This is a genomic window from Rhizobium sp. BT03 (assembly GCF_030053155.1).
GTDB lineage: Bacteria > Pseudomonadota > Alphaproteobacteria > Rhizobiales > Rhizobiaceae > Rhizobium.
Genome location: NZ_CP125641.1, coordinates 404,316 through 421,778 on the forward strand (window position 1 = coordinate 404,316; position 17,463 = coordinate 421,778).

Sequence of the window (17,463 nt, forward strand, 5' to 3'; positions counted from 1 at the left end):
TCCGAGGTATCGTGAGAATCTTGAGCGCAGGATTTTGGCATGCGCTTTGCTTTCTGTCTTGTATGCAAGATAGCCACACATCCGAGACCACGCAGAAGTCCATCGAGGCGACGATCGTTTCCGGCATCCTTTCTGCCAAGATCCGGCCCGGCACGCGCCTTGGCGAAAACCAGCTGGCAGCGCTCTTCTGCGTGTCCAGAACCCGCGTCCGTGAAGCCATGATGCGCCTGGAGACACGCGGCATCGTGCATGTCAGCCCTCGGCGGGGCTGGTTTGTGGTCGAGCCGTCCGCCGAGGATGCGATCGCGGTTTATGAGGCGCGGCGTATCGTCGAGGCTGGTTTGCTGCGCAGCATGCGCGCGCTGACGGACGAGGGCCGTAAAGCCCTCGACGGGCATCTCAACGAGGAACGAAATGCGATGGCGGCGGGCGACCGTCAGCGCCTGACCTATTTGATGGGCGATTTCCACATCCGCATCGCCGAATTGAGTGGCAACGCCATCGTCGTCGATATCCTGCGCGACCTGACCGCGAGGACGATCCTCATTTCCATGCTCTATCAATCCGAATTTCATGCGGCACAGTCTCACGAGGGGCACTGCCGTATTTTCGAGGCCATGCAGGCGGGCGATTTCGTCAGAGCTGCGGAACTCTCCGTCGAGCATCTCGACGACGTGGAAATGGGCCTCGATCTCACGGCGCGCCCGGATCCGCTTTCGGATCTGCGCAATTCCCTGTCGCTGCCTCCCAAGACAGCTTCCTCACCTTTCAGACCGAGCAAACCACAACTTCAAAGGAGTCATTAACGCATGCTGACAAGACGAGTCTTCTTCGCAATCGCGACCCTGGCGGCAACCTTCGGCTTCGGCTCCGCCTCTCATGCCGATGCTCTCGCCGACATCACGGCGCGCGGCACACTGCGTGTCGCCGTCCCGCAGGATTTCCCGCCATTCGGCAGCGTCGGCACCGATATGGCGCCGATGGGCTACGATATCGACGTCGCCAATCTCATTGCCGAGAAACTGGGCGTCAAGACCGAGCTCGTGCCGGTCACCAGCGCCAACCGCGTGCCCTATCTGCAGACCAACAAGGTCGATCTGGTCATATCGAGCCTCGGCAAGAATGCGGAGCGCGAAAAGGTGATCGATTTCTCCGCAGCCTACGCCCCCTTCTTCAACGGCGTGTTCGCGCCGGCCGACCTTTCGGTCGCCAAGGCGGAAGATCTCGCCGGCAAGAGCATCGGCGTCACGCGCGGCGCGGTCGAGGATCTGGAACTGACGAAGATCGCGCCGGCCGATGCGACGATCAAGCGCTACGAGGACAATAACGGCACGATCTCGGCCTTCCTATCCGGCCAGGTCGACACTATCGCTACCGGCAACGTCGTGGCGGCGGCGATCCTCGCTAAAAATCCTCCCAAGCGCCCCGAGCTCAAATTCCTGATCAAAAACTCGCCCTGCTACATCGGCCTCAACAAGGAGCAGGCGGCTCTTCTGGAGAAGGTCAACGGCATTATCGCCGCCGCCAAAGCCGATGGCGCGCTGAACGCCATATCGCAGAAGTGGCTCGGCACCGATCTCCCGTCGGATCTCTGAACGACCCGGTCTTCCGGATGTCATCCCGCGCAGGCGGGATGACATCCCCTCGTCACCGCAAGAGGGGACAATTCCTTGAGCTATCATTTCGAATTCGGCTGGCTGCTTCAATATTACCCTGAGATCATCAAGGGCATACTGGTCACGCTGGAACTGATCGCGATCGGCGGAGTGCTCGGCATTTCGCTCGGCATCGTCTGTGCCTGGGTGCGCGCACTCGGGCCGGCCTGGCTGAAACCTGTCGTTGCCGCCTATGTCGAACTGATCCGCAACACGCCGTTCCTGATCCAGCTGTTTTTCATCTTCTTCGGTCTGCCGTCGCTCGGCCTCCAGCTTCCCGAATTGACCGCCGCCAACCTCGCAATGGTCATCAATCTCGGCGCCTATAGCTGCGAAATCATTCGCGCCGGCATCCAGGCGACCCCGAAGGGTCAGTTCGAGGCAGGCGAGAGCCTCGCCATGACGCGCTTCGAAACCTTCCGCCATGTCGTGCTCGTCCCGTCGCTGCAGCGCATCTGGCCTGCGCTGTCGTCGCAAGTCGTCATCGTCATGCTCGGCTCGTCGGTCGTGTCGCAGATCGCCGCCGAGGATCTGACCTTCGCCGCGAACTTCATACAATCGCGAACCTTCCGCGCTTTCGAGGCCTATATCGTCTCGACAGCCATCTATCTGGTAATGGCGATCCTGCTGCGGCAGGTACTGGCTGTCATCGGCGGCTTGATTTTCCCGAGGAGAGAAGCACGATGATCGAGTTCACCCTCTGGGACATCCTGCGCAACCTGCTGCTCGCCACCCGCTGGACGATTCTGCTTTCGCTCGTCTCCTTCGCCGGCGGCGGCGCGGTCGGGCTGGGGCTGCTGTTCCTGCGCATCGGCAAGCGCAAGCCATTCAGGGCGCTTGCGAAATATTATATCGAGCTGTTCCAGGGCACGCCGCTGCTGATGCAGCTGTTCATCGCCTTTTTCGGTCTCGGCCTCTTCGGCATCGACGTGCCGGCCTGGCTTGCCGCGGGATTGGCGCTCACCCTGTGGAGTGCCGCCTTTCTCGCCGAGATCTGGCGAGGCTGCGTCGAGGCGGTCGCCAAAGGCCAGTGGGAAGCCTCCGCCAGCCTCGGCATGGTTAGGCTGCAGCAGATGCGTTACGTCATCTTGCCGCAGGCGCTGAGGGTCGCCATACCGCCGACGGTCGGCTTCTCCGTCCAGATCGTCAAGGGCACGGCGCTGACCTCGATCATCGGCTTCGTCGAATTGTCGAAAGCCGGCACCGTGGTCACCAACGCCACCTTCCAGCCCTTCACGGTCTACGGGCTCGTCGCCCTCATCTACTTCGCCCTCTGCTGGCCTTTGTCGAAAAGCAGCCAGATCCTGGAAAGGAAGCTCAATGTCGCTCATCGAAATCACTGAAGTCCGCAAGAGCTTCGGCGCCACCGAGGTGCTGAAGGGCATCAATCTCGATGTGCAGGCCGGCGAGGTCATCGCCATTATCGGCAAGAGCGGTTCGGGCAAATCGACCCTGCTTCGCTGCATCAACGGCCTGGAGACCATCACCGACGGCTCCATTTCCGTGGCCGGCGCACAGCTCCTCGATGACGAAGTGCATCTTAAGGCCCTGCGCCTCAAGATCGGCATGATCTTTCAACAGTTCAATCTCTTCCCGCACCTGACGGCTGGCGGCAACGTCATGCTGTCGCAGACGGTGGTCAAGAAGACCCCGAAGGCCGAAGCCGAGGCCATGGCCCGCAAGATGCTGGAGCGGGTAGGGCTGGGCCACCGGTTCGACGCCTATCCGGACGAACTCTCCGGCGGCCAGCAGCAGCGGGTCGCCATCGCCCGGGCGCTCGCCATGCAGCCGGCAGCACTTCTTTGCGACGAGATCACCTCGGCGCTCGATCCGGAACTGGTCGCCGAGGTTCTGGCCGTCGTGCGCGAGCTTGCCGCGGAAGGGATGACGCTGCTGATGGTCACCCACGAGATGAAGTTCGCCCGCGACGTCTGCAGCCGCGTCGTCTTCATGCATCAGGGCCGCGTCCACGAGGTAGGCCGGCCCGAGGAAGTCTTCGCCAATCCGCAGACGGCAGAGCTGAAGCAGTTTCTCGGCGTCAGTTAAGAAATCGCGACCTGCTCTCGCCTTTGCCGACCGGCGTCATGTCGACCGTGCTCAGGACTTCGACCGAGGATATCCCAACAACGCTTCATACTCTCTGCCGGTCAATCGTTCGATTGCCCGCAACTGCGTGGGAATATCCATCCGCTCGTGCAAGACTGCGGCAATGACGAAGGTTGCATCGTCAGCGACAATGTAGACTGCGTAATGGTGCTCGATATTGTGCAATCGGAAGAGCGAATTCCCGACGCGGAGCCACTAGCGCATTTCTTCATCGAGTCCCGCGTCGACGGCATCCAGTGCCGAAAGGGGCAGCGTCTCTCCGCGCCGGAATTCTTCTGGTCATGCGGCGCCCTCCTCAAATTTCCGACTGAATTGTTCTGCATCGATGCAGGCAGGGACCGATCGGAATGTTCGCCATAACGACGATAAACTCTTCCTGCTGCCCGAACCAACAAGCGCGCAGGCGCTCCAATCCGCAGACATGCCGGGAACGGCAGGCAAGGCTGCCGTTCCCGGGAATTGTCAGTCTTTCTTATCGGCGGGCGCGGGTAGCAAGACGGGCTCGGCCGAATGTTTGGGGAGCATCAGTTGTGCCAGAATGTCGTCGGCCGAATGGCTGGAGCCGCCAATGCCGGCTTCGCGCAGCTGACGATCGAGATCGCCGCCGTTTTCGAGCGCTGCCAGCTCGGCACCGGCTTCGATGCGGCCGGCAGTGACTTCCTGGCGTTTCTTGATGCGTTCGAGACTTTCGACGGCGCTGCCGAGGCGGGTATTGATGCCCGACTGGTTATGGGCGATCGCCGACTGAGCGCGCAGCAGCGACTCGTTGGCTTTGACGTTCTCCACCTCGCGCTTCATCTGCGCAATACGTGCTTCGGTATCCTGGATCGTGCGCAGCATCTGTTGCTGGCGGGGCAGCAGCCGATCGAGCTCTTCCTGGTCGCGCTGCACTTCGGAACGGCTGGTGGCGATGCGCTGCGCCAGACCCTGGGCGAGATCCGTGCGGCCCGCCGAGATCGCAGCGCGGGCGCTGTCGGTATCCTTGGTCTCCTTCGCGCGGTTTTCTTCAAGCCGGCGCATGACGCTCTTGTTGGAGGCCATGATGCCGGCCAGATCGGATCGCGCCCGGCGCAGCGACTGTTCGGCGTCGCGGATTTCCTGGTCGAGAATGCGCATGGACTGGCTGTCGGCTGCGGCTTCCGCTGCCTCGTTGATGCCGCCGCGAATGGCGGTGAAAATCTTTCCCCAGGTGCTCACGCTGTAATCTCCCCGCTTTTCCACTCTTCAATCATATGCGCCGCATCGACGGCATTGGCCGCCAGAATTGCCACCTCTTCGACCACCGTGTCGGCCGGCGAGTGCGCCGACAGCGAACCGAACAATTCATACCATTCCTCACCGTCGATGGTGGTGATGCCGAAGCTGGAAAGCGGCACGAATTTGTGCGTCTTGAGCACCATGCGTTCGAAGGCCTGGCGATTGGGCACGTCCTTGCACGGCAACAGAACGGCGCTGACAAGGATGTCGCGCTCCCCGCTCACCGCGACGAAGACGTCGAGATCGCCTTTTTCCTTGAGAGTGACGCATATGACGTCGCCCTGTTCGGGTACGGCGACGTCGACATCGCCGAGTGCCTCCGGATCGGCGGCGAACAGGCGCGTTAAGGTGGTCAGGTTCCAGGTCTCCAAAAAGTCCTCCATCGGTTAGAATTTCGAAAAATATCTGGGTATTCGATATGCCACTTAAAGGGGTGGCGCGCTAAATAAATTTCGCTAGGCTACGCATCGGGAACGGGGGCGAATCGGGTGCCATTTATCGCTTCATTACTGCGGCGTGTATATCTCTCGCTCAGCGAATTGGCTTGGTCCGCCCTTTTTATTCTTCTCGTGATCCACCTGGCCGCCTCCTACCTGCTCTTTATGCTGGCCGGCGAAGGCGATCTCGTCGGCAATCCGATCGATTTTATTTACTACTATATGGTGACGGCGACGACTGTCGGCTATGGAGATCTTTCCCCAAAATCGGGATTTGGCCGGACTATTGCCGTCCTGTTCGTTCTTCCCGGCGGCATTGCCATCTTCACCGCCGTTCTTGGCAAATTGTTGACAACGATCGGCACGATCTGGAGGAACCGTATGCGCGGATTGGGTGACTACAGCGAACGCACCGGCCATATCATCGTCCTCGGCTGGCAGGAGGGGCAGACACACCAGACGCTGCGGCTGCTGCATGCCGAACGGCAGGCCAACGAACCGATGAGCGTTCTGGTTGCCAAGGAGCCGGCGGAAAATCCCGCCAGCGACTACGCCGACTATATCAGAACCGAGCGGCTCGCCGATGCCGAGGCTCTGATGCGGGCCGGGGTGGCGCAGGCCCGCGCGATCATCGCACGCGGCGCAAATGACGACGAGACGCTGGCCGCCGTGCTGATTGCCGAAGACCATGCGCCCAATGCCCACATCGTGGCTTATTTCGCCGACGACCGCACAGCCCAGATGGTCAAACAGCTCCGGCCGCGCGTCGAGGCGGTGGGCTCGCTCGCCGAGGAGCTCTTGTCGCGCGCAGCCCGGGATCCCGGCTCTTCGGAGATCGCCGCACGGCTGCTGTCGGCCGCCTCCACCGACACGGCGTTTTCCCTGCCGGTCCCGCCTTTGCAAAAACCGCTGCTCTATGGAGACGTGTTTTTGAGCCTCAAGCGTCAGCACAACGTGACGCTGGTGGGCTTGCTGAGCCAGGGCATCACCGACCTCAATTGCCGGGACGAGGTGCTGATGCGGGGCGGAGAGACCCTTTACTACATCAGTGGAATGCGGCTAGATCCCGCTGCCATCGCTTGGGCTCGAATGGGAGACGTATCATGATCGGCTGGTTCGGCAGAGACAAGAACGAGAAGCCCTTGCCCAGAGAGCTTGGCCCCTTGAGCGCTGCCATCGGCGGGGCTCTGGAGATCGATTTCCTCTCCCTCGAGGCCGAGGCTTTGGGGGGCGAGCCGGCCATGCCGCTGCCACGGAGCGGCCCCTTCATCATTGCCGGTTACGGCGAGATTTCGCTCGATGCGGCGACGGTTCTGTCGCGTTACTACGACGAAGACCACCGGATGATCCAGGTGATGTCGGCGTCGGGCCAGCCGGGCGATGCCGTCGACGACATCAGCTTTTATCAATCCTGGGACAGCGTCGTGCCGGCGGGCCAGAGCGAATGGAATCGCTGGACCGGGCCGGGCGGCCTGATCGGCCAGCCCTCCTACGATGCCGACGGTATCCTTTATAGCCGCTTCTGGGGCGAAGGGCCGGAACGCGCGCAACTGGTGGAATTTGTCGAAAAGGTCGACGATGGCGACGTGCAACGCTCCATTCACCAGACCTGCATGCTGTATTATCGCCCGCTTGGCTCGACGCGCGAAATGCTGCTGATCAACGTCGAGCGCGATCTCGACCTCGGACAAAGCCAGGCGGGAAGCTCGGTGGAATTTCTGATCGGTTACGGACTGGCTCCCGCCGATGTCCGCCGCGTCTGACACCCTATCAATTTTTGACGGAGGAGTTTTTCAATGCTCGATTACGTGGCGGGTCTGCCTGCCTTCCTTGGTTATTTCGCCATCGGTCTTGGTGCCTACGCTGTTTTCGCGGTGATCTACACATTCTTGACGCCGCAAAAGGAAGTCCAGCTCATTCGTGCCGGCAATCTCGCCGCCGTCACGGCATTCCTGGGCGCGCTTGTCGGTTTCAGCCTGCCGCTGGCCTCGGCCGCGGCCAATTCGGTCAGCATCATCGACTACATCATCTGGGCGGCGATCGGCATTCTGGCGCAGATCCTTGCTTTCTACATTGCGAATTTCACCATGCCTGATCTGCATGAGAAGATCACCGCCGACGATATCGCCGCGGGCATATGGGGCGGCGGCATCGCACTGGTCATCGGTATTCTCAATGCCGCCTGCATGACCTATTGAGGGGAGGGGAACGATGCGCAGACGTAAGAGCGGGCACAGACGACCTTTCCTCGCCCTTGGCACTATCGCAGCCTCGACCCTGGCGCTATCCGGTTGCGGCGACCAGACGCCTTCGGAGGTCATGTTCACCTCCGTCGACCAATGCGTGACCTCAGGCATGGACCGGCAGGTCTGCCAGGCCGGCTATCAGGATGCCATGCGGGCGCATCTCGCCACCGCGCCGCGTTTCAACGGCATGGCGGCCTGCGAGGCCGAATACGGCGTGGGCCAATGCACGGAACAGCCGGCCAATTCAGTCCCGAACAACAGCGGCGGCAGCGGCAGCTTCTTCACGCCCTTCCTGGCAGGCTACATGCTGTCTTCGGCACTGAACAACATCACCGACTATTCCGATTATCGCCGGCGCCAGGAGGCCATGGGCTACTACTACGGTTCGACGCCGATTTATCGCAATCGCGCAGGGCAGACGTTGACAACGACGGTTCGCTCAGGCGGGGCGGGCAGCGACAGTGTGACCGCGCCCTCGCGCCAGAGCGTCAAACCGGTCAACGTCAACACCCGCACCGTCGCCCGTCAGGGCTTCGGGGGCCGTTCGTCGTTCAGTTTCGGCGGCTGACATGAAGCGCATCACCCTTCCGGCCCGTCCCGACTGGCGTGACAAGGCGCGCGCCGTCGGCTTCGGGTTTCACGTCATGTATGGCGAGCCCTACTGGCTCGACGATGCCGCCTATACTTTCACGCTCGATGAGATCGAGACTGAGATCGAAGAGCCGAGCCAGGAATTGCACGACATGTGCATGGATATGGTCGGCGATATCGTCAACAGCGAAGAGACGCTCGACAGGCTGGCCATTCCGGAGGATCTGCGCGATGTGGTGCAGCGCTCCTGGCAGCGCCGCGACCGGCACCTCTACGGCCGGTTCGATCTTGCCTATGATGGCAATGGTCCCGCCAAATTGCTCGAATACAACGCCGATACCCCGACCTCGGTGTTCGAGACAGCCTATTTCCAATACAACTGGCTGACCGACCAGATGGCTTTGGGCGCCCTGCCCAATGATGCGGACCAGTTTAATTCCCTGCAGGAAAGCCTTGTCGAGGCGTTCGAGCAGTTTCCCAAAGGGCCGATCTTCCACTTCGCCGTGATGACCGACAATGAGGAGGATCGAGGCACGACGGTCTATCTGATGGACTGCGCAGTGCAGGCCGGCCATCGCGTCGAGCTTCTGGACATCCGCGAGATCGGCATCGATGCCGAGGGCCGTTATACCGACCTGCAGGATCGGGTGATCGACCGCTGCTTCAAACTATACCCATGGGAATTCATGCTGCGCGAGCCCTTCGCCCGCGAACTCGCGCGCTCCGGCGATGTTTTCATCGAGCCCGCCTGGAAGGCCGTGCTGTCCAACAAGGGGCTTCTGCCTCTGCTCTGGCAGCGTCACCCCAATCACCCCAACCTGCTGGCCAGCTATTTCGCCGACGACCCGGCGGCCGCGGCCTTGACGGATTATGTGCGCAAACCGCTGCTGTCGCGAGAGGGCGAGAACGTCACGATATTCCGGGATGGCCGGGAATTGATCTCCGCCCCCGGCGATTACGGCGACGAAGGTTTCGTCGTCCAGGCCTATGCCCCGCTTTTCGAAAGCGATGGCGGCTTCGCCGTGCTCGGCAGCTGGGTCGTCGGTGATCGCGCCTGCGGCCTTGCCGTGCGCGAAGACCGCTCGCGCATAACCGCCAACCTGTCGCGCTTCGTGCCGCACGTCATCATCGATTAAGAGGGATACGTCCTCTTATGCAAACATCAGAAGCCGTTCTCATGACTCATCCTGTCTCCGCCTATTCAATGCCCGGAACCTGCTTTTTCGATCTGGCCCCGGCTGCAGGCGGCGAGCCTTACCGCATATTCCTGTCCATTCCGGCGCAGACGCCGCCGGCGGCAGGATGGCCGCTTCTGGTGATGACCGACGGCAACGCCACGTTCCCCTTCGCGGTGGCCAGCCTGGTCACGCAGGCACCTTATCCCACGGGCACGAATGTCGGCTGGGGGGTGATCGCGGCAATCGGCTATCCCACAGACGAGCCCTATGATGCGCTCCGCCGGTCTTGGGACCTCGGTCCTCCGCCGGTCAAATCCTATCCGCCTTTCGTTGAGGGCGGTCCCCCGGTGGTCATCGGAGGGACCGGTGAACTGGTGGATTTCATCGAGAGCGAGCTGATACCGCGTATTGCGGAGATGGTGACCCTGGATCCGCTGTGCCGATCGCTTTTCGGGCATTCCTTCGGCGGCCTCTTTACCCTTTATGCCCTGTTCGAACGTCCGGGTCTGTTTGCCAATTGGATTGCGGCCAGCCCGACCATCTATTGGGAGAACAGTGAAATCCTCAACAACGAGGCGCGGCGTCAACTTATCCCGGGACATGCCGCCTTCCTGCATTTGTCCGCCGGAGAATACGAAGGCGATGAGCTGGCCCCCTTTCAATATCGGAACGAGGATGCCGCCATACGCCTGGAGAAGAGGAAGGCGGAGCGGACGATCCTCCTGGCGCAGGAGATGGCGGAGCGATTGGCCAGCACGGCCGACGGATTGCGTGCCGAATTCGAGCTTTATGCCGGCCAGACCCATATGTCTGTTCTTGCGGCGGCCGTGAACCGGGCGGTCGGCATCGCCTTCACTGTCGGGGGATCGACCGACACGTGAGGTCTTCCCGGCCATTGCCGCCGGCGCCTATGGCGAGGTCTTTAAACCATCGACGATCTGCCGCGCTTCGGCCCGCGGCGCGGCGACGGAATGGCGCTTGACGAGCGAGCATTCGAGCTTGGCAATTGGATAGCGTTTGCCGGGCGTTGTTTCCGGGTTGAGATGTTCGATCGCCCATTGCCCCATGGCAAGATGAGGAAGGACCGATGTCGTCAGCGGCGGGACGAGATGCCGTGAAATTTCTTCGTCGTCATAACCCACCACCGACATGTCCTGGGGAATGCGAAGCCCCGCATCCTTGAGCGCTTCGTAGCAGCCGATGGCGGTGCGGTCGTTCTGGCAGAAGATCGCGGTCGGCGGCTCTTTCAGAGCAAGCAGTTTCATCGTGGCGGCATAGCCGGCACCGGCCGACCAGTCGCCTTCGATGACCAGGTCCGGATCGAAAGGGATATCGGCGGTCGCCAGCGCCCGGCGATATCCCGTCAGCCGGTCCTGCGCGGCCTGCATCCAGATTTCGCCGGTGATCGTCGCGATGCGATGGTGCCCGTGCGTGACCAGATGCCGGGTGGAGCTCTGGCCTCCCGCGATCTCGCTCGGCACCACGGCCGGAAAAGCATGGTCCGCCGTATAACAATTCAAGAGGACCGTCGGGATGTTGAGCTTGCCGACATAGGACGGAAGCTCGACCTGGCGGGTATAGATCGTCATATAGATGAGCGCCGATATGCCGCCGCTGGTCAACGCCTTGATGGCTTTCGGCTCCATGACGGGGTCGCTGAGCGTCTGGGCGACCAGCAGGACATTGCCGGCGTTCCAGGAGGCTTGCCGCGCGCCTTCGATCGCAACGATCGCTTCCGGGCTGGTGGCAAGCTGATCCACGGCGAAACCGATCACATTGTCCAGCCCGGAATAGGAGGCCTTCGCCGTATAGGTCGTCCCGGTGTAGCCGAGCGCGCGCGCCGCCTCCCATACGCGGTCGCGGGTCTGCTGCGAGATACGGGTGCCGGGTGTGTCGTTGAGAACGAAGGAGACGGCCGCCTGCGAGCAGCCGGCCGCGGCGGCGATATCCATCATCGTCACGCGGGCAGGCTTGTCCACGGCGGGCTTATTGCTCTTTGGGGTCTTGGGTTGTCGCATTCGCGGAAAACTGTTTTCTATTTGGATTTGCCATTTTGGTAATTAGTATTAGCATCTATCTGAAAGCGTTGGCAATTGCATCGATTGCTGCAATGCCCACAGTTACTGGCAATTGCCAGTACAAAATTGCATCCTGGTCCACGAACGATGAAATGTTTTGATCTGGATTGATAATACTATTTACTAATTAAGATTCTTCTATACCGTCACGGAGCGATCGGAACCAATGCCACTCGTCGCATTGCGACGGCCCTGGGAGGGGGCGCATCCGGCCGGCCGTAAGTCGAAAACGGGCCCATGCGATTGCGGCCCTCGGGAGGTGTATTATGAAACAGCTGAAACGCAATGCAGCCCTGTTCTTCGCCGGTTTGATGCTGAGCGCGGCGCCGGCTGCCGTATCGCATGCCGCCGACAAGCCGACACTTGCATTCGTCGTCAACGGAGCGTCCGACTTCTGGAAGGCCGCAGAGGCCGGCGTGAAGAAGGCGCAGGGCGAAATGCCTGATTACCAGATGGAATTGAAATATCCTGAGCAGGCGGCCGTCGCCATTCAGCAGCGTCTGATGGAAGATCTCGTCAGCGCCGGCGTCAAGGGAATCATGGTCTCCGCCGTCGATCCCAAGACCCAGACGGACGGCCTCAATAAGATCGGCTCGCAGACGGCTCTGTTCACCACTGACAGCGACGCGCCGAAGACCAACCGCGTCGCCTATATCGGTTCCTCGAATGTCGACGCCGGCAAGCAGGCCGCCGAAATCGCCAAGAAGGCGATGCCGGACGGTGGCAAGTGCATGGGTTTCGTCGGTCTGCTCGGCGCCGATAACGCCCGCGAACGCATCGAAGGGATGAAGGAAGGGCTCAAGGGTACCAAGATCGAGCTGGTCGATGTTCGCGGTGACGACATCGACCAGACGCGCGCCAAGAAGAACGTCGAGGATGCGCTGGTGGCCAGCCCCGACCTGACCTGCATGGTCGGCTTCTACTCCTACAACACGCCGCGCATCTATGAGGCGCTGCGCGACGCCGGCAAACTCGGCCAGATCACCGTCGTCGGCTTCGATGACGATCCGATCACGCTCGGCGGCGTCAAGGAAGGCACGATCGCGGCAACCGTCGTACAGCAGCCGTTCGAATGGGCCTATCAGGGCATGAAATTGATGGCTGCCTACCTCAAGGGCGACAAGTCAGGCGTTCCCGCCGATGGCCTGATCATCATCCCGACGGTGATCATCGGCAAGGATGACGTTGACAAATATGCTGCCAACCTGAAGGCCATGGCTGGAAAGTAACCTCTTTCGCGGCGGCGCTCACCGCCGCCGCGAAAGGCATTTCATGCCGACGGCATCAGTAGCCATGGACAGCCGATGAACCATAGTTCCGACATCCCGTTACCGGGCGCGCCCGGAACGCCATTCCTTTCGCTTTCCGGCGTCGGCAAGACCTATCCGGGCGTCGTTGCGCTCGAAGGCCTGTCAATGGACATCATGCCAGGCGAGGTCATCGGCCTTGTCGGCGAAAACGGCGCTGGAAAATCGACGCTGATGAAGATTCTCGGCGGCGTGATCGCCCCCGACCGGGGCACGATCCTGCTCGACGGGGCGGAGCACCGGTCCTTCACTGTGGAATCGAGCATCTCATCCGGCATCGCCTTCGTGCATCAGGAACTCAATCTCTTCGACAATCTAGACGTTGCGGCCAATATCTTCCTCGGCCGCGAGCCGCTGAAGGCCGGACCTTTCAGGCTCGTCGATCGCGATCGGCTGCGAGACATGGTGAAGCCGCTGCTGAAGCGCGTCGGGGCGCATTTTTCCGCCGACACGCCGGTGGCGTCGCTTTCCCTTGCCGAGCAGCAGATGGTGGAAATCGCCAAGGCGCTGTCCATCAACGCCAGGCTCGTCATTTTCGACGAGCCGACGTCCAGCCTGCCGCTGGCCGAAACCGAACGGCTTCTCAGCATTATCAAATCGCTGAAAGCCGAAGGCATCAGCGTCATTTTCATCTCGCATCGCCTCCACGAGGTCGAGCGCGTCGCCGACCGGGTCGTCGTGCTGCGCGACGGGACGCTTGTCGGCACGCTCGCCAGGAAAGACATCGGCCATGACCAGATGGTCAAGCTGATGATCGGCCGGGTGCTTGCGGCCCGGACTGCAAAACCGCAGCGCTCGCCGGGCTCGGTGGCGCTGAAGGCAAGCGGCGTGCGCACCGAGGCCCATCCCGGCCGTCCCGTCGATCTGGAAATCCGCTATGGAGAAATCATGGGGCTGGCGGGCCTCGTCGGGTCGGGCCGTACCGAGCTTGCAAGGGTATTCTTCGGTGTCGACCGGAGCTACGGCGGAACCATCCTGCAGGACGGGCAGGAAATTTCCGTCCGTTCCGCCCGCGACGCCGTCGCTCGCGGCATTTTCCTGGTGCCGGAGGATCGCAAGCGCAACGGCATTCTTCTCGATTTCCCGATCGCCCAGAACATCACCCTTGCCGATCTTCCCAAGCATTCCAGCCGCTTCATGCTTTCTGCCGACCGGGAGACGGCGGCGGCCGAAAAACAGCGGCTTCGCCTCGCGATCAAGGCGCCTTCCGTTTCGACACGAACCGGCACGCTATCCGGCGGCAACCAGCAGAAGGTGGTGCTGGCCAAATGGCTGTCGATGAGCCCGAGGGTGATGATCTTCGACGAGCCGACGCGCGGCATCGATATCGGTGCGAAGAACGAGATCTACGGCCTGATGCGGGCGCTTGCCGATGCCGGGGTGGCGATCCTGATGATATCAAGCGACATGGAAGAGGTGATCGGCGTTTCCGACCGCATCGCCGTCATGCACGAGGGCCGGATCGCCGGCATATTGGAAGAGGACGAATTCAGCCAGGAAAGCGTCCTTTTGCTTGCTGTCGGCAAAAGGGTAGAATAGCGCCGCGGCCAATATACACGTATCGGGGAATGGATCTCGAATGGTCAAAAAAGATCTCGGACTGCTGCTTTTGATCGTCGTCGTCGGCATCGTCGTCGCCATCATCAATCCGCGCTTCCTGCTGCCGATCAATCTCGCCAACACCGCCAACCTGATCGGCCTGTTCGGCATCTTGTCGATCGGCCAGGCCTTCGTCATCATAACTGGCGGTATCGAGCTTTCCGTAGGCTCGCTCGTCGCCCTTCTCGGCGTGCTGTTCGTCGATTTCATCGCCGTCCAGGATATGTCGTGGATGCTGGCGCTGCCGCTCATTCTCGCGCTTGGCGCGGTCATAGGCGCCGTCCACGGCTGGCTGATCACCCGGCTCAACCTGCAGCCCTTCGTCGTCACCCTCTGCGGCCTGCTGATTTATCGCGGCGCAGCGCGCTTCTACACCGCCGACGGGACGGCGGGCTTTGCGTTCGGCCAGAATTTCCCGGACCTCGAATTCCTGACCGCCGGACGATTCTACGGCGTGCCCAACACCTTCATCACGCTCGTCATCATCACCGTAGTGATGTGGATCATGCTGCATCGCTCCGTCTTCGGGCGTTATCTTTACGCGATCGGGAAGAACGAGGAAGCGGCCCGCTATTCCGGTATCCGCACCGGCCGCATGATCATGTCGGCCTATGTCATTTGCGGGCTGCTGACTGCGCTTTCGGCGATTTATTTCGCCATGTACACACGCTCGATCTCGCCGGCGAGCCATGGCCAGTTCTACGAACTCTACGCGATTGCCGCCGCCGTCCTCGGCGGCTTTTCGCTGCGCGGCGGGGAGGGCTCGATCGTCGGCGTCGTGCTCGGCACGGTCCTGCTCCAGGAGCTGCAGAATCTCGTCAATCTGCTTGGCATCCCGTCGTCGCTGAATTTCGCCGTCATGGGCGGCGTGATCCTTATCGGCGTCCTGATCGACCAGCAATGGCACGCCATCCGTGTACAGCGCCGCATCGTCTCCGCCGCCCGGCAGACCGAAGCCCGTCATTCGAACGAAGGCAGTTTGCCGGTGGCTGCCAATCAGGATTAAAGCATGTCGCGCAAAACTGTGCAGCGGTTTCCCAGGCGAAGCGCGAAGCGCTTTTGCCGCAACGACATGCGTACAAACAAAGAGCTAAAGCGCAAGCAGCTAATCTGAAAGATCGTGACGCGCTTTAGGTCATCGGCTGCAGGTCACGCTCGCTCATCGCAATCAGTCCCATCCGCTTGTCTCCCGCGCCATCAAACGCGGGGAGAGTGACATTCCAACTTTGCAGAAACAGGACACTTCAACTTTGCGGCTACATCAAATGTGGCGGTCAGGTTGAAATGTCCGCGGTTGCGCAAAGTAGAAATGTCACTGGCGGCAGCCGCACGGCAGGCCGACCAGCCCCGATCTGAGCGGCTGGTCCGGGTTGCAAGATCAGATCGGGGCGGGTTTGTGGCACCATCGGCTTTAGCTTTAAGACGATGCGATCGACGCCTCACTCGGCAGCATCGCGCTTTGCCAGCGCAGCTTTATGGCGTTCGATGACGGCCGGATCGTTCGTAAAATCCTTCCGTCGCCCCGGACCGTGAGCACGTCGCACATAGCCGTTCTTCTCGCTGTTGGTCATCACCACCGGCTTCGACGGCTGCTCCTGACGCTCCTTGATATAAGTCAGAACGTCGCCGAGCCGTTTGTTCTCGGTGATCGCCGCATGCGTCACCCGCTGGTCCTTGTCGAAGGTTTTGTAGGGCAGGGAATGTCCCTTCCATCGTACATCGAGGCGGCCATCGGCATAGGCATAGGTCTCGACATAGCGGCCGGCCAATCCGCGCGTCACGTCGCTCTCCTCCAGCATGATCCGCTTACGCTCGAACGAAAACGTCAGCTGCGACCCGACATAGCGCTGCTCGCGTTTGCACAGGATCTCCTTCAACCGATCCGGTGCAAGATTTACCGGCCGGTGCAGGTCATCGGATCGGGCAGGGACAATCGCAAACCGCCCATTGTAGTCCACCATGAAGCCCGGCAGAAACGCATTGCCTGCCTCCATGGTGTCGATGCCTGCCAGTCGCAATTCCTTGACCAGACGATCCTGCAGCGTCCGGTTCATCCGCTCGACACGGCCTTTGGCCTGGCTGGAGTTTGCACAGAGAATCTCGATATTTAGCTCCGAGAGTGCCCGTCCGAACTGGGTCATGCCCTGACCACCCTTGGCCTCCTTCTTCGTCACCCGGAAGACCGAGTGCTTGTCGGAATAAAAGGCGATCGGCGCCCCGTGCTGCTTCAGATAAAGCTCAAGTGCGTCGAAATAGCTGAAGGCGCTTTCCGAGCGCACGAACCGCAACTGCATCAACCGGCCCGTCGCATCGTCGACAAACACCAGGAGCGAGCACGGATCTCCACGATCCTCGAACCAGCGATGCTCGGACCCGTCGATCTGCACCAGCTCGCCATAGGCTTCGCGCCGCAAGCGCGGCTGATGAAACGTCCGCCGCTGCTTGCGTGACAGCCACAATCCGGCCTGCGTCATCCAGCCGCGCAACGTCTCGCGCGACACACGCAATCCATCGCGCTCGGCAAGCTTCTCGGCCGCCAGCGTCGGACCGAAATCCGCATAACGTTCACGAACCAGCGTCACCGCATAATCGCGAACACCATCGCTGATCCGGTTGTTCGACGGCCGGCCGATCGCCTTGTGGCGGATCGATGCCGCACCGGTCGTTCTGATGCGATCCAACAGCCGCCGCACCTGGCGCTCGCTGAGAGCAAGCACATGTGACGCCGACACCATCGTCATCCGCCCGTCGGCAACCTTCGACAAAACCTCGATCCGCTGCAGGTCACGCTCGCTCATCGCAATCAGTCCCATCCGCTTGTCTCCCGCGCCATCAAACGCGGGGAGAGTGACATTCCAACTTTGCAGAAACAGGACACTTCAACTTTGCGGCTACATCAAAAGATCGCATAAGATAGCTTATGGAACTTTTTGTCAAAGCCGACGCTGGCTCGCAGGAAATTGAGACAGTTCAAGCATGTTTGACGAGGCAAATATAATCATTGAGGCC

The 17,463-nt window shown here is 61.0% G+C and carries 18 protein-coding genes and 1 pseudogene; 14 read left to right on the top strand and 5 right to left on the bottom strand.

Going from position 1 to position 17,463, the window contains the following annotated elements; all coding sequences use genetic code 11:
- Positions 1–62 precede the first annotated feature (62 nt).
- The 5 genes from QMO80_RS23705 (at position 63) to QMO80_RS23725 (ending at position 3,701) form a co-directional block, all read left to right on the top strand.
- Complete coding sequence (locus tag QMO80_RS23705; RefSeq protein ID WP_283200793.1) at positions 63–806, top strand: GntR family transcriptional regulator; 744 nt, start codon at positions 63–65, stop codon at positions 804–806.
- 3 nt (positions 807–809) lie between these two features.
- Entirely contained in the window at positions 810–1,595 is a 786-nt protein-coding gene (locus QMO80_RS23710) for a transporter substrate-binding domain-containing protein (RefSeq protein WP_283200328.1), read from the top strand.
- Between the two features lie 75 nt (positions 1,596–1,670).
- The gene (locus QMO80_RS23715; protein WP_283200329.1) at positions 1,671–2,342 is read left to right on the top strand and encodes an amino acid ABC transporter permease; all 672 of its coding nucleotides are present in this window, start codon (positions 1,671–1,673) and stop codon (positions 2,340–2,342) included.
- The gene (locus QMO80_RS23720) at positions 2,339–2,998 is read left to right on the top strand and encodes an amino acid ABC transporter permease (protein ID WP_283200330.1); all 660 of its coding nucleotides are present in this window, start codon (positions 2,339–2,341) and stop codon (positions 2,996–2,998) included. The genes QMO80_RS23715 and QMO80_RS23720 overlap by 4 nt, the downstream gene beginning before the upstream one ends.
- A complete protein-coding gene (locus QMO80_RS23725) occupies positions 2,976–3,701 on the top strand; it encodes an amino acid ABC transporter ATP-binding protein (protein ID WP_283200331.1) in 726 nt (241 codons plus the stop codon). Before QMO80_RS23720 ends, QMO80_RS23725 begins: the two co-directional genes overlap by 23 nt.
- A gap of 51 nt (positions 3,702–3,752) precedes the next feature.
- Here QMO80_RS23725 and QMO80_RS33050 read toward each other — a convergent pair.
- From QMO80_RS33050 to QMO80_RS23735, 3 genes and pseudogenes are all read right to left on the bottom strand, one after another.
- Positions 3,753–3,944: pseudogene (locus QMO80_RS33050) on the bottom strand (type II toxin-antitoxin system RelE/ParE family toxin); the annotation flags it as partial.
- 279 nt (positions 3,945–4,223) lie between these two features.
- On the bottom strand, positions 4,224–4,958 hold the full coding sequence (locus tag QMO80_RS23730; protein WP_283200332.1) for a PspA/IM30 family protein: 735 nt from the start codon (positions 4,956–4,958) through the stop codon (positions 4,224–4,226).
- Positions 4,955–5,401 carry a YjfI family protein gene (locus QMO80_RS23735; protein ID WP_283200333.1) on the bottom strand — a complete coding sequence of 149 codons (447 nt, stop codon included), beginning with the start codon at positions 5,399–5,401 and terminating at the stop codon, positions 4,955–4,957. Before QMO80_RS23735 ends, QMO80_RS23730 begins: the two co-directional genes overlap by 4 nt.
- A gap of 105 nt (positions 5,402–5,506) precedes the next feature.
- On the opposite strand from QMO80_RS23735, the gene QMO80_RS23740 reads away from it, so the two are divergent.
- The 6 genes from QMO80_RS23740 to QMO80_RS23765 are packed head-to-tail and all read left to right on the top strand — an operon-like array spanning position 5,507 to position 10,351.
- On the top strand, positions 5,507–6,562 hold the full coding sequence (locus QMO80_RS23740; protein ID WP_283200334.1) for an ion channel: 1,056 nt from the start codon (positions 5,507–5,509) through the stop codon (positions 6,560–6,562).
- Complete coding sequence (locus QMO80_RS23745) at positions 6,559–7,218, top strand: YjfK family protein (protein WP_283200335.1); 660 nt, start codon at positions 6,559–6,561, stop codon at positions 7,216–7,218. The genes QMO80_RS23740 and QMO80_RS23745 overlap by 4 nt, the downstream gene beginning before the upstream one ends.
- Positions 7,219–7,251: 33 nt before the next feature.
- Positions 7,252–7,653: a DUF350 domain-containing protein gene (locus tag QMO80_RS23750; RefSeq protein WP_283200336.1), complete on the top strand. Its 402-nt coding sequence runs from the start codon at positions 7,252–7,254 to the stop codon at positions 7,651–7,653.
- Positions 7,654–7,666: 13 nt separating this feature from the next.
- Entirely contained in the window at positions 7,667–8,269 is a 603-nt protein-coding gene (locus QMO80_RS23755; protein WP_283200337.1) for a DUF1190 domain-containing protein, read from the top strand.
- A 1-nt stretch (position 8,270) separates the two neighbouring features.
- Positions 8,271–9,428, top strand: coding sequence for a glutathionylspermidine synthase family protein (locus QMO80_RS23760; protein ID WP_283200338.1), 1,158 nt, complete (start codon positions 8,271–8,273; stop codon positions 9,426–9,428).
- Between the two features lie 41 nt (positions 9,429–9,469).
- Positions 9,470–10,351, top strand: a complete 882-nt coding sequence (locus QMO80_RS23765) for an alpha/beta hydrolase (RefSeq protein ID WP_283200339.1) — start codon at positions 9,470–9,472, stop codon at positions 10,349–10,351.
- Positions 10,352–10,378: 27 nt separating this feature from the next.
- Here QMO80_RS23765 and QMO80_RS23770 read toward each other — a convergent pair whose 3' ends face one another.
- The gene (locus QMO80_RS23770) at positions 10,379–11,488 is read right to left on the bottom strand and encodes a LacI family DNA-binding transcriptional regulator (RefSeq protein WP_283200340.1); all 1,110 of its coding nucleotides are present in this window, start codon (positions 11,486–11,488) and stop codon (positions 10,379–10,381) included.
- 326 nt (positions 11,489–11,814) lie between these two features.
- Here QMO80_RS23770 and QMO80_RS23775 point away from each other — a divergent pair, with 326 nt between their 5' ends.
- The 3 genes from QMO80_RS23775 to QMO80_RS23785 all read left to right on the top strand — a co-directional run bounded on the left by QMO80_RS23775 (position 11,815) and on the right by QMO80_RS23785 (position 15,460).
- Positions 11,815–12,777, top strand: coding sequence for a sugar-binding protein (locus QMO80_RS23775; protein WP_064843990.1), 963 nt, complete (start codon positions 11,815–11,817; stop codon positions 12,775–12,777).
- Between the two features lie 75 nt (positions 12,778–12,852).
- On the top strand, positions 12,853–14,394 hold the full coding sequence (locus tag QMO80_RS23780; RefSeq protein ID WP_283200341.1) for a sugar ABC transporter ATP-binding protein: 1,542 nt from the start codon (positions 12,853–12,855) through the stop codon (positions 14,392–14,394).
- 40 nt (positions 14,395–14,434) lie between these two features.
- Positions 14,435–15,460, top strand: coding sequence for an ABC transporter permease (locus QMO80_RS23785; RefSeq protein ID WP_283200342.1), 1,026 nt, complete (start codon positions 14,435–14,437; stop codon positions 15,458–15,460).
- 433 nt (positions 15,461–15,893) lie between these two features.
- Here the strand turns inward: QMO80_RS23785 and QMO80_RS23790 are convergent, their stop codons facing one another.
- Complete coding sequence (locus tag QMO80_RS23790; RefSeq protein ID WP_283200343.1) at positions 15,894–17,267, bottom strand: ISNCY family transposase; 1,374 nt, start codon at positions 17,265–17,267, stop codon at positions 15,894–15,896.
- Between the last annotated feature and the right edge of the window lie 196 nt (positions 17,268–17,463).

What these genes read in the sequence shown, in the direction of transcription:
- QMO80_RS23775 (WP_064843990.1), top strand. Translation starts at nt 11,815, where the DNA reads ATGAAACAGCTGAAACGCAATGCAGCCCTGTTCTTCGCCGGTTTGATG.
- QMO80_RS23790 (WP_283200343.1), bottom strand. Translation starts at nt 17,267, where the DNA reads ATGGGACTGATTGCGATGAGCGAGCGTGACCTGCAGCGGATCGAGGTT.
- QMO80_RS23785 (WP_283200342.1), top strand. Translation starts at nt 14,435, where the DNA reads ATGGTCAAAAAAGATCTCGGACTGCTGCTTTTGATCGTCGTCGTCGGC.
- QMO80_RS23735 (WP_283200333.1), bottom strand. Translation starts at nt 5,401, where the DNA reads ATGGAGGACTTTTTGGAGACCTGGAACCTGACCACCTTAACGCGCCTG.
- QMO80_RS23770 (WP_283200340.1), bottom strand. Translation starts at nt 11,488, where the DNA reads ATGCGACAACCCAAGACCCCAAAGAGCAATAAGCCCGCCGTGGACAAG.
- QMO80_RS23755 (WP_283200337.1), top strand. Translation starts at nt 7,667, where the DNA reads ATGCGCAGACGTAAGAGCGGGCACAGACGACCTTTCCTCGCCCTTGGC.
- QMO80_RS23750 (WP_283200336.1), top strand. Translation starts at nt 7,252, where the DNA reads ATGCTCGATTACGTGGCGGGTCTGCCTGCCTTCCTTGGTTATTTCGCC.
- QMO80_RS23765 (WP_283200339.1), top strand. Translation starts at nt 9,470, where the DNA reads ATGACTCATCCTGTCTCCGCCTATTCAATGCCCGGAACCTGCTTTTTC.
- QMO80_RS23745 (WP_283200335.1), top strand. Translation starts at nt 6,559, where the DNA reads ATGATCGGCTGGTTCGGCAGAGACAAGAACGAGAAGCCCTTGCCCAGA.
- QMO80_RS23780 (WP_283200341.1), top strand. Translation starts at nt 12,853, where the DNA reads ATGAACCATAGTTCCGACATCCCGTTACCGGGCGCGCCCGGAACGCCA.
- QMO80_RS23760 (WP_283200338.1), top strand. Translation starts at nt 8,271, where the DNA reads ATGAAGCGCATCACCCTTCCGGCCCGTCCCGACTGGCGTGACAAGGCG.
- QMO80_RS23705 (WP_283200793.1), top strand. Translation starts at nt 63, where the DNA reads ATGCAAGATAGCCACACATCCGAGACCACGCAGAAGTCCATCGAGGCG.
- QMO80_RS23720 (WP_283200330.1), top strand. Translation starts at nt 2,339, where the DNA reads ATGATCGAGTTCACCCTCTGGGACATCCTGCGCAACCTGCTGCTCGCC.
- QMO80_RS23725 (WP_283200331.1), top strand. Translation starts at nt 2,976, where the DNA reads ATGTCGCTCATCGAAATCACTGAAGTCCGCAAGAGCTTCGGCGCCACC.
- QMO80_RS23710 (WP_283200328.1), top strand. Translation starts at nt 810, where the DNA reads ATGCTGACAAGACGAGTCTTCTTCGCAATCGCGACCCTGGCGGCAACC.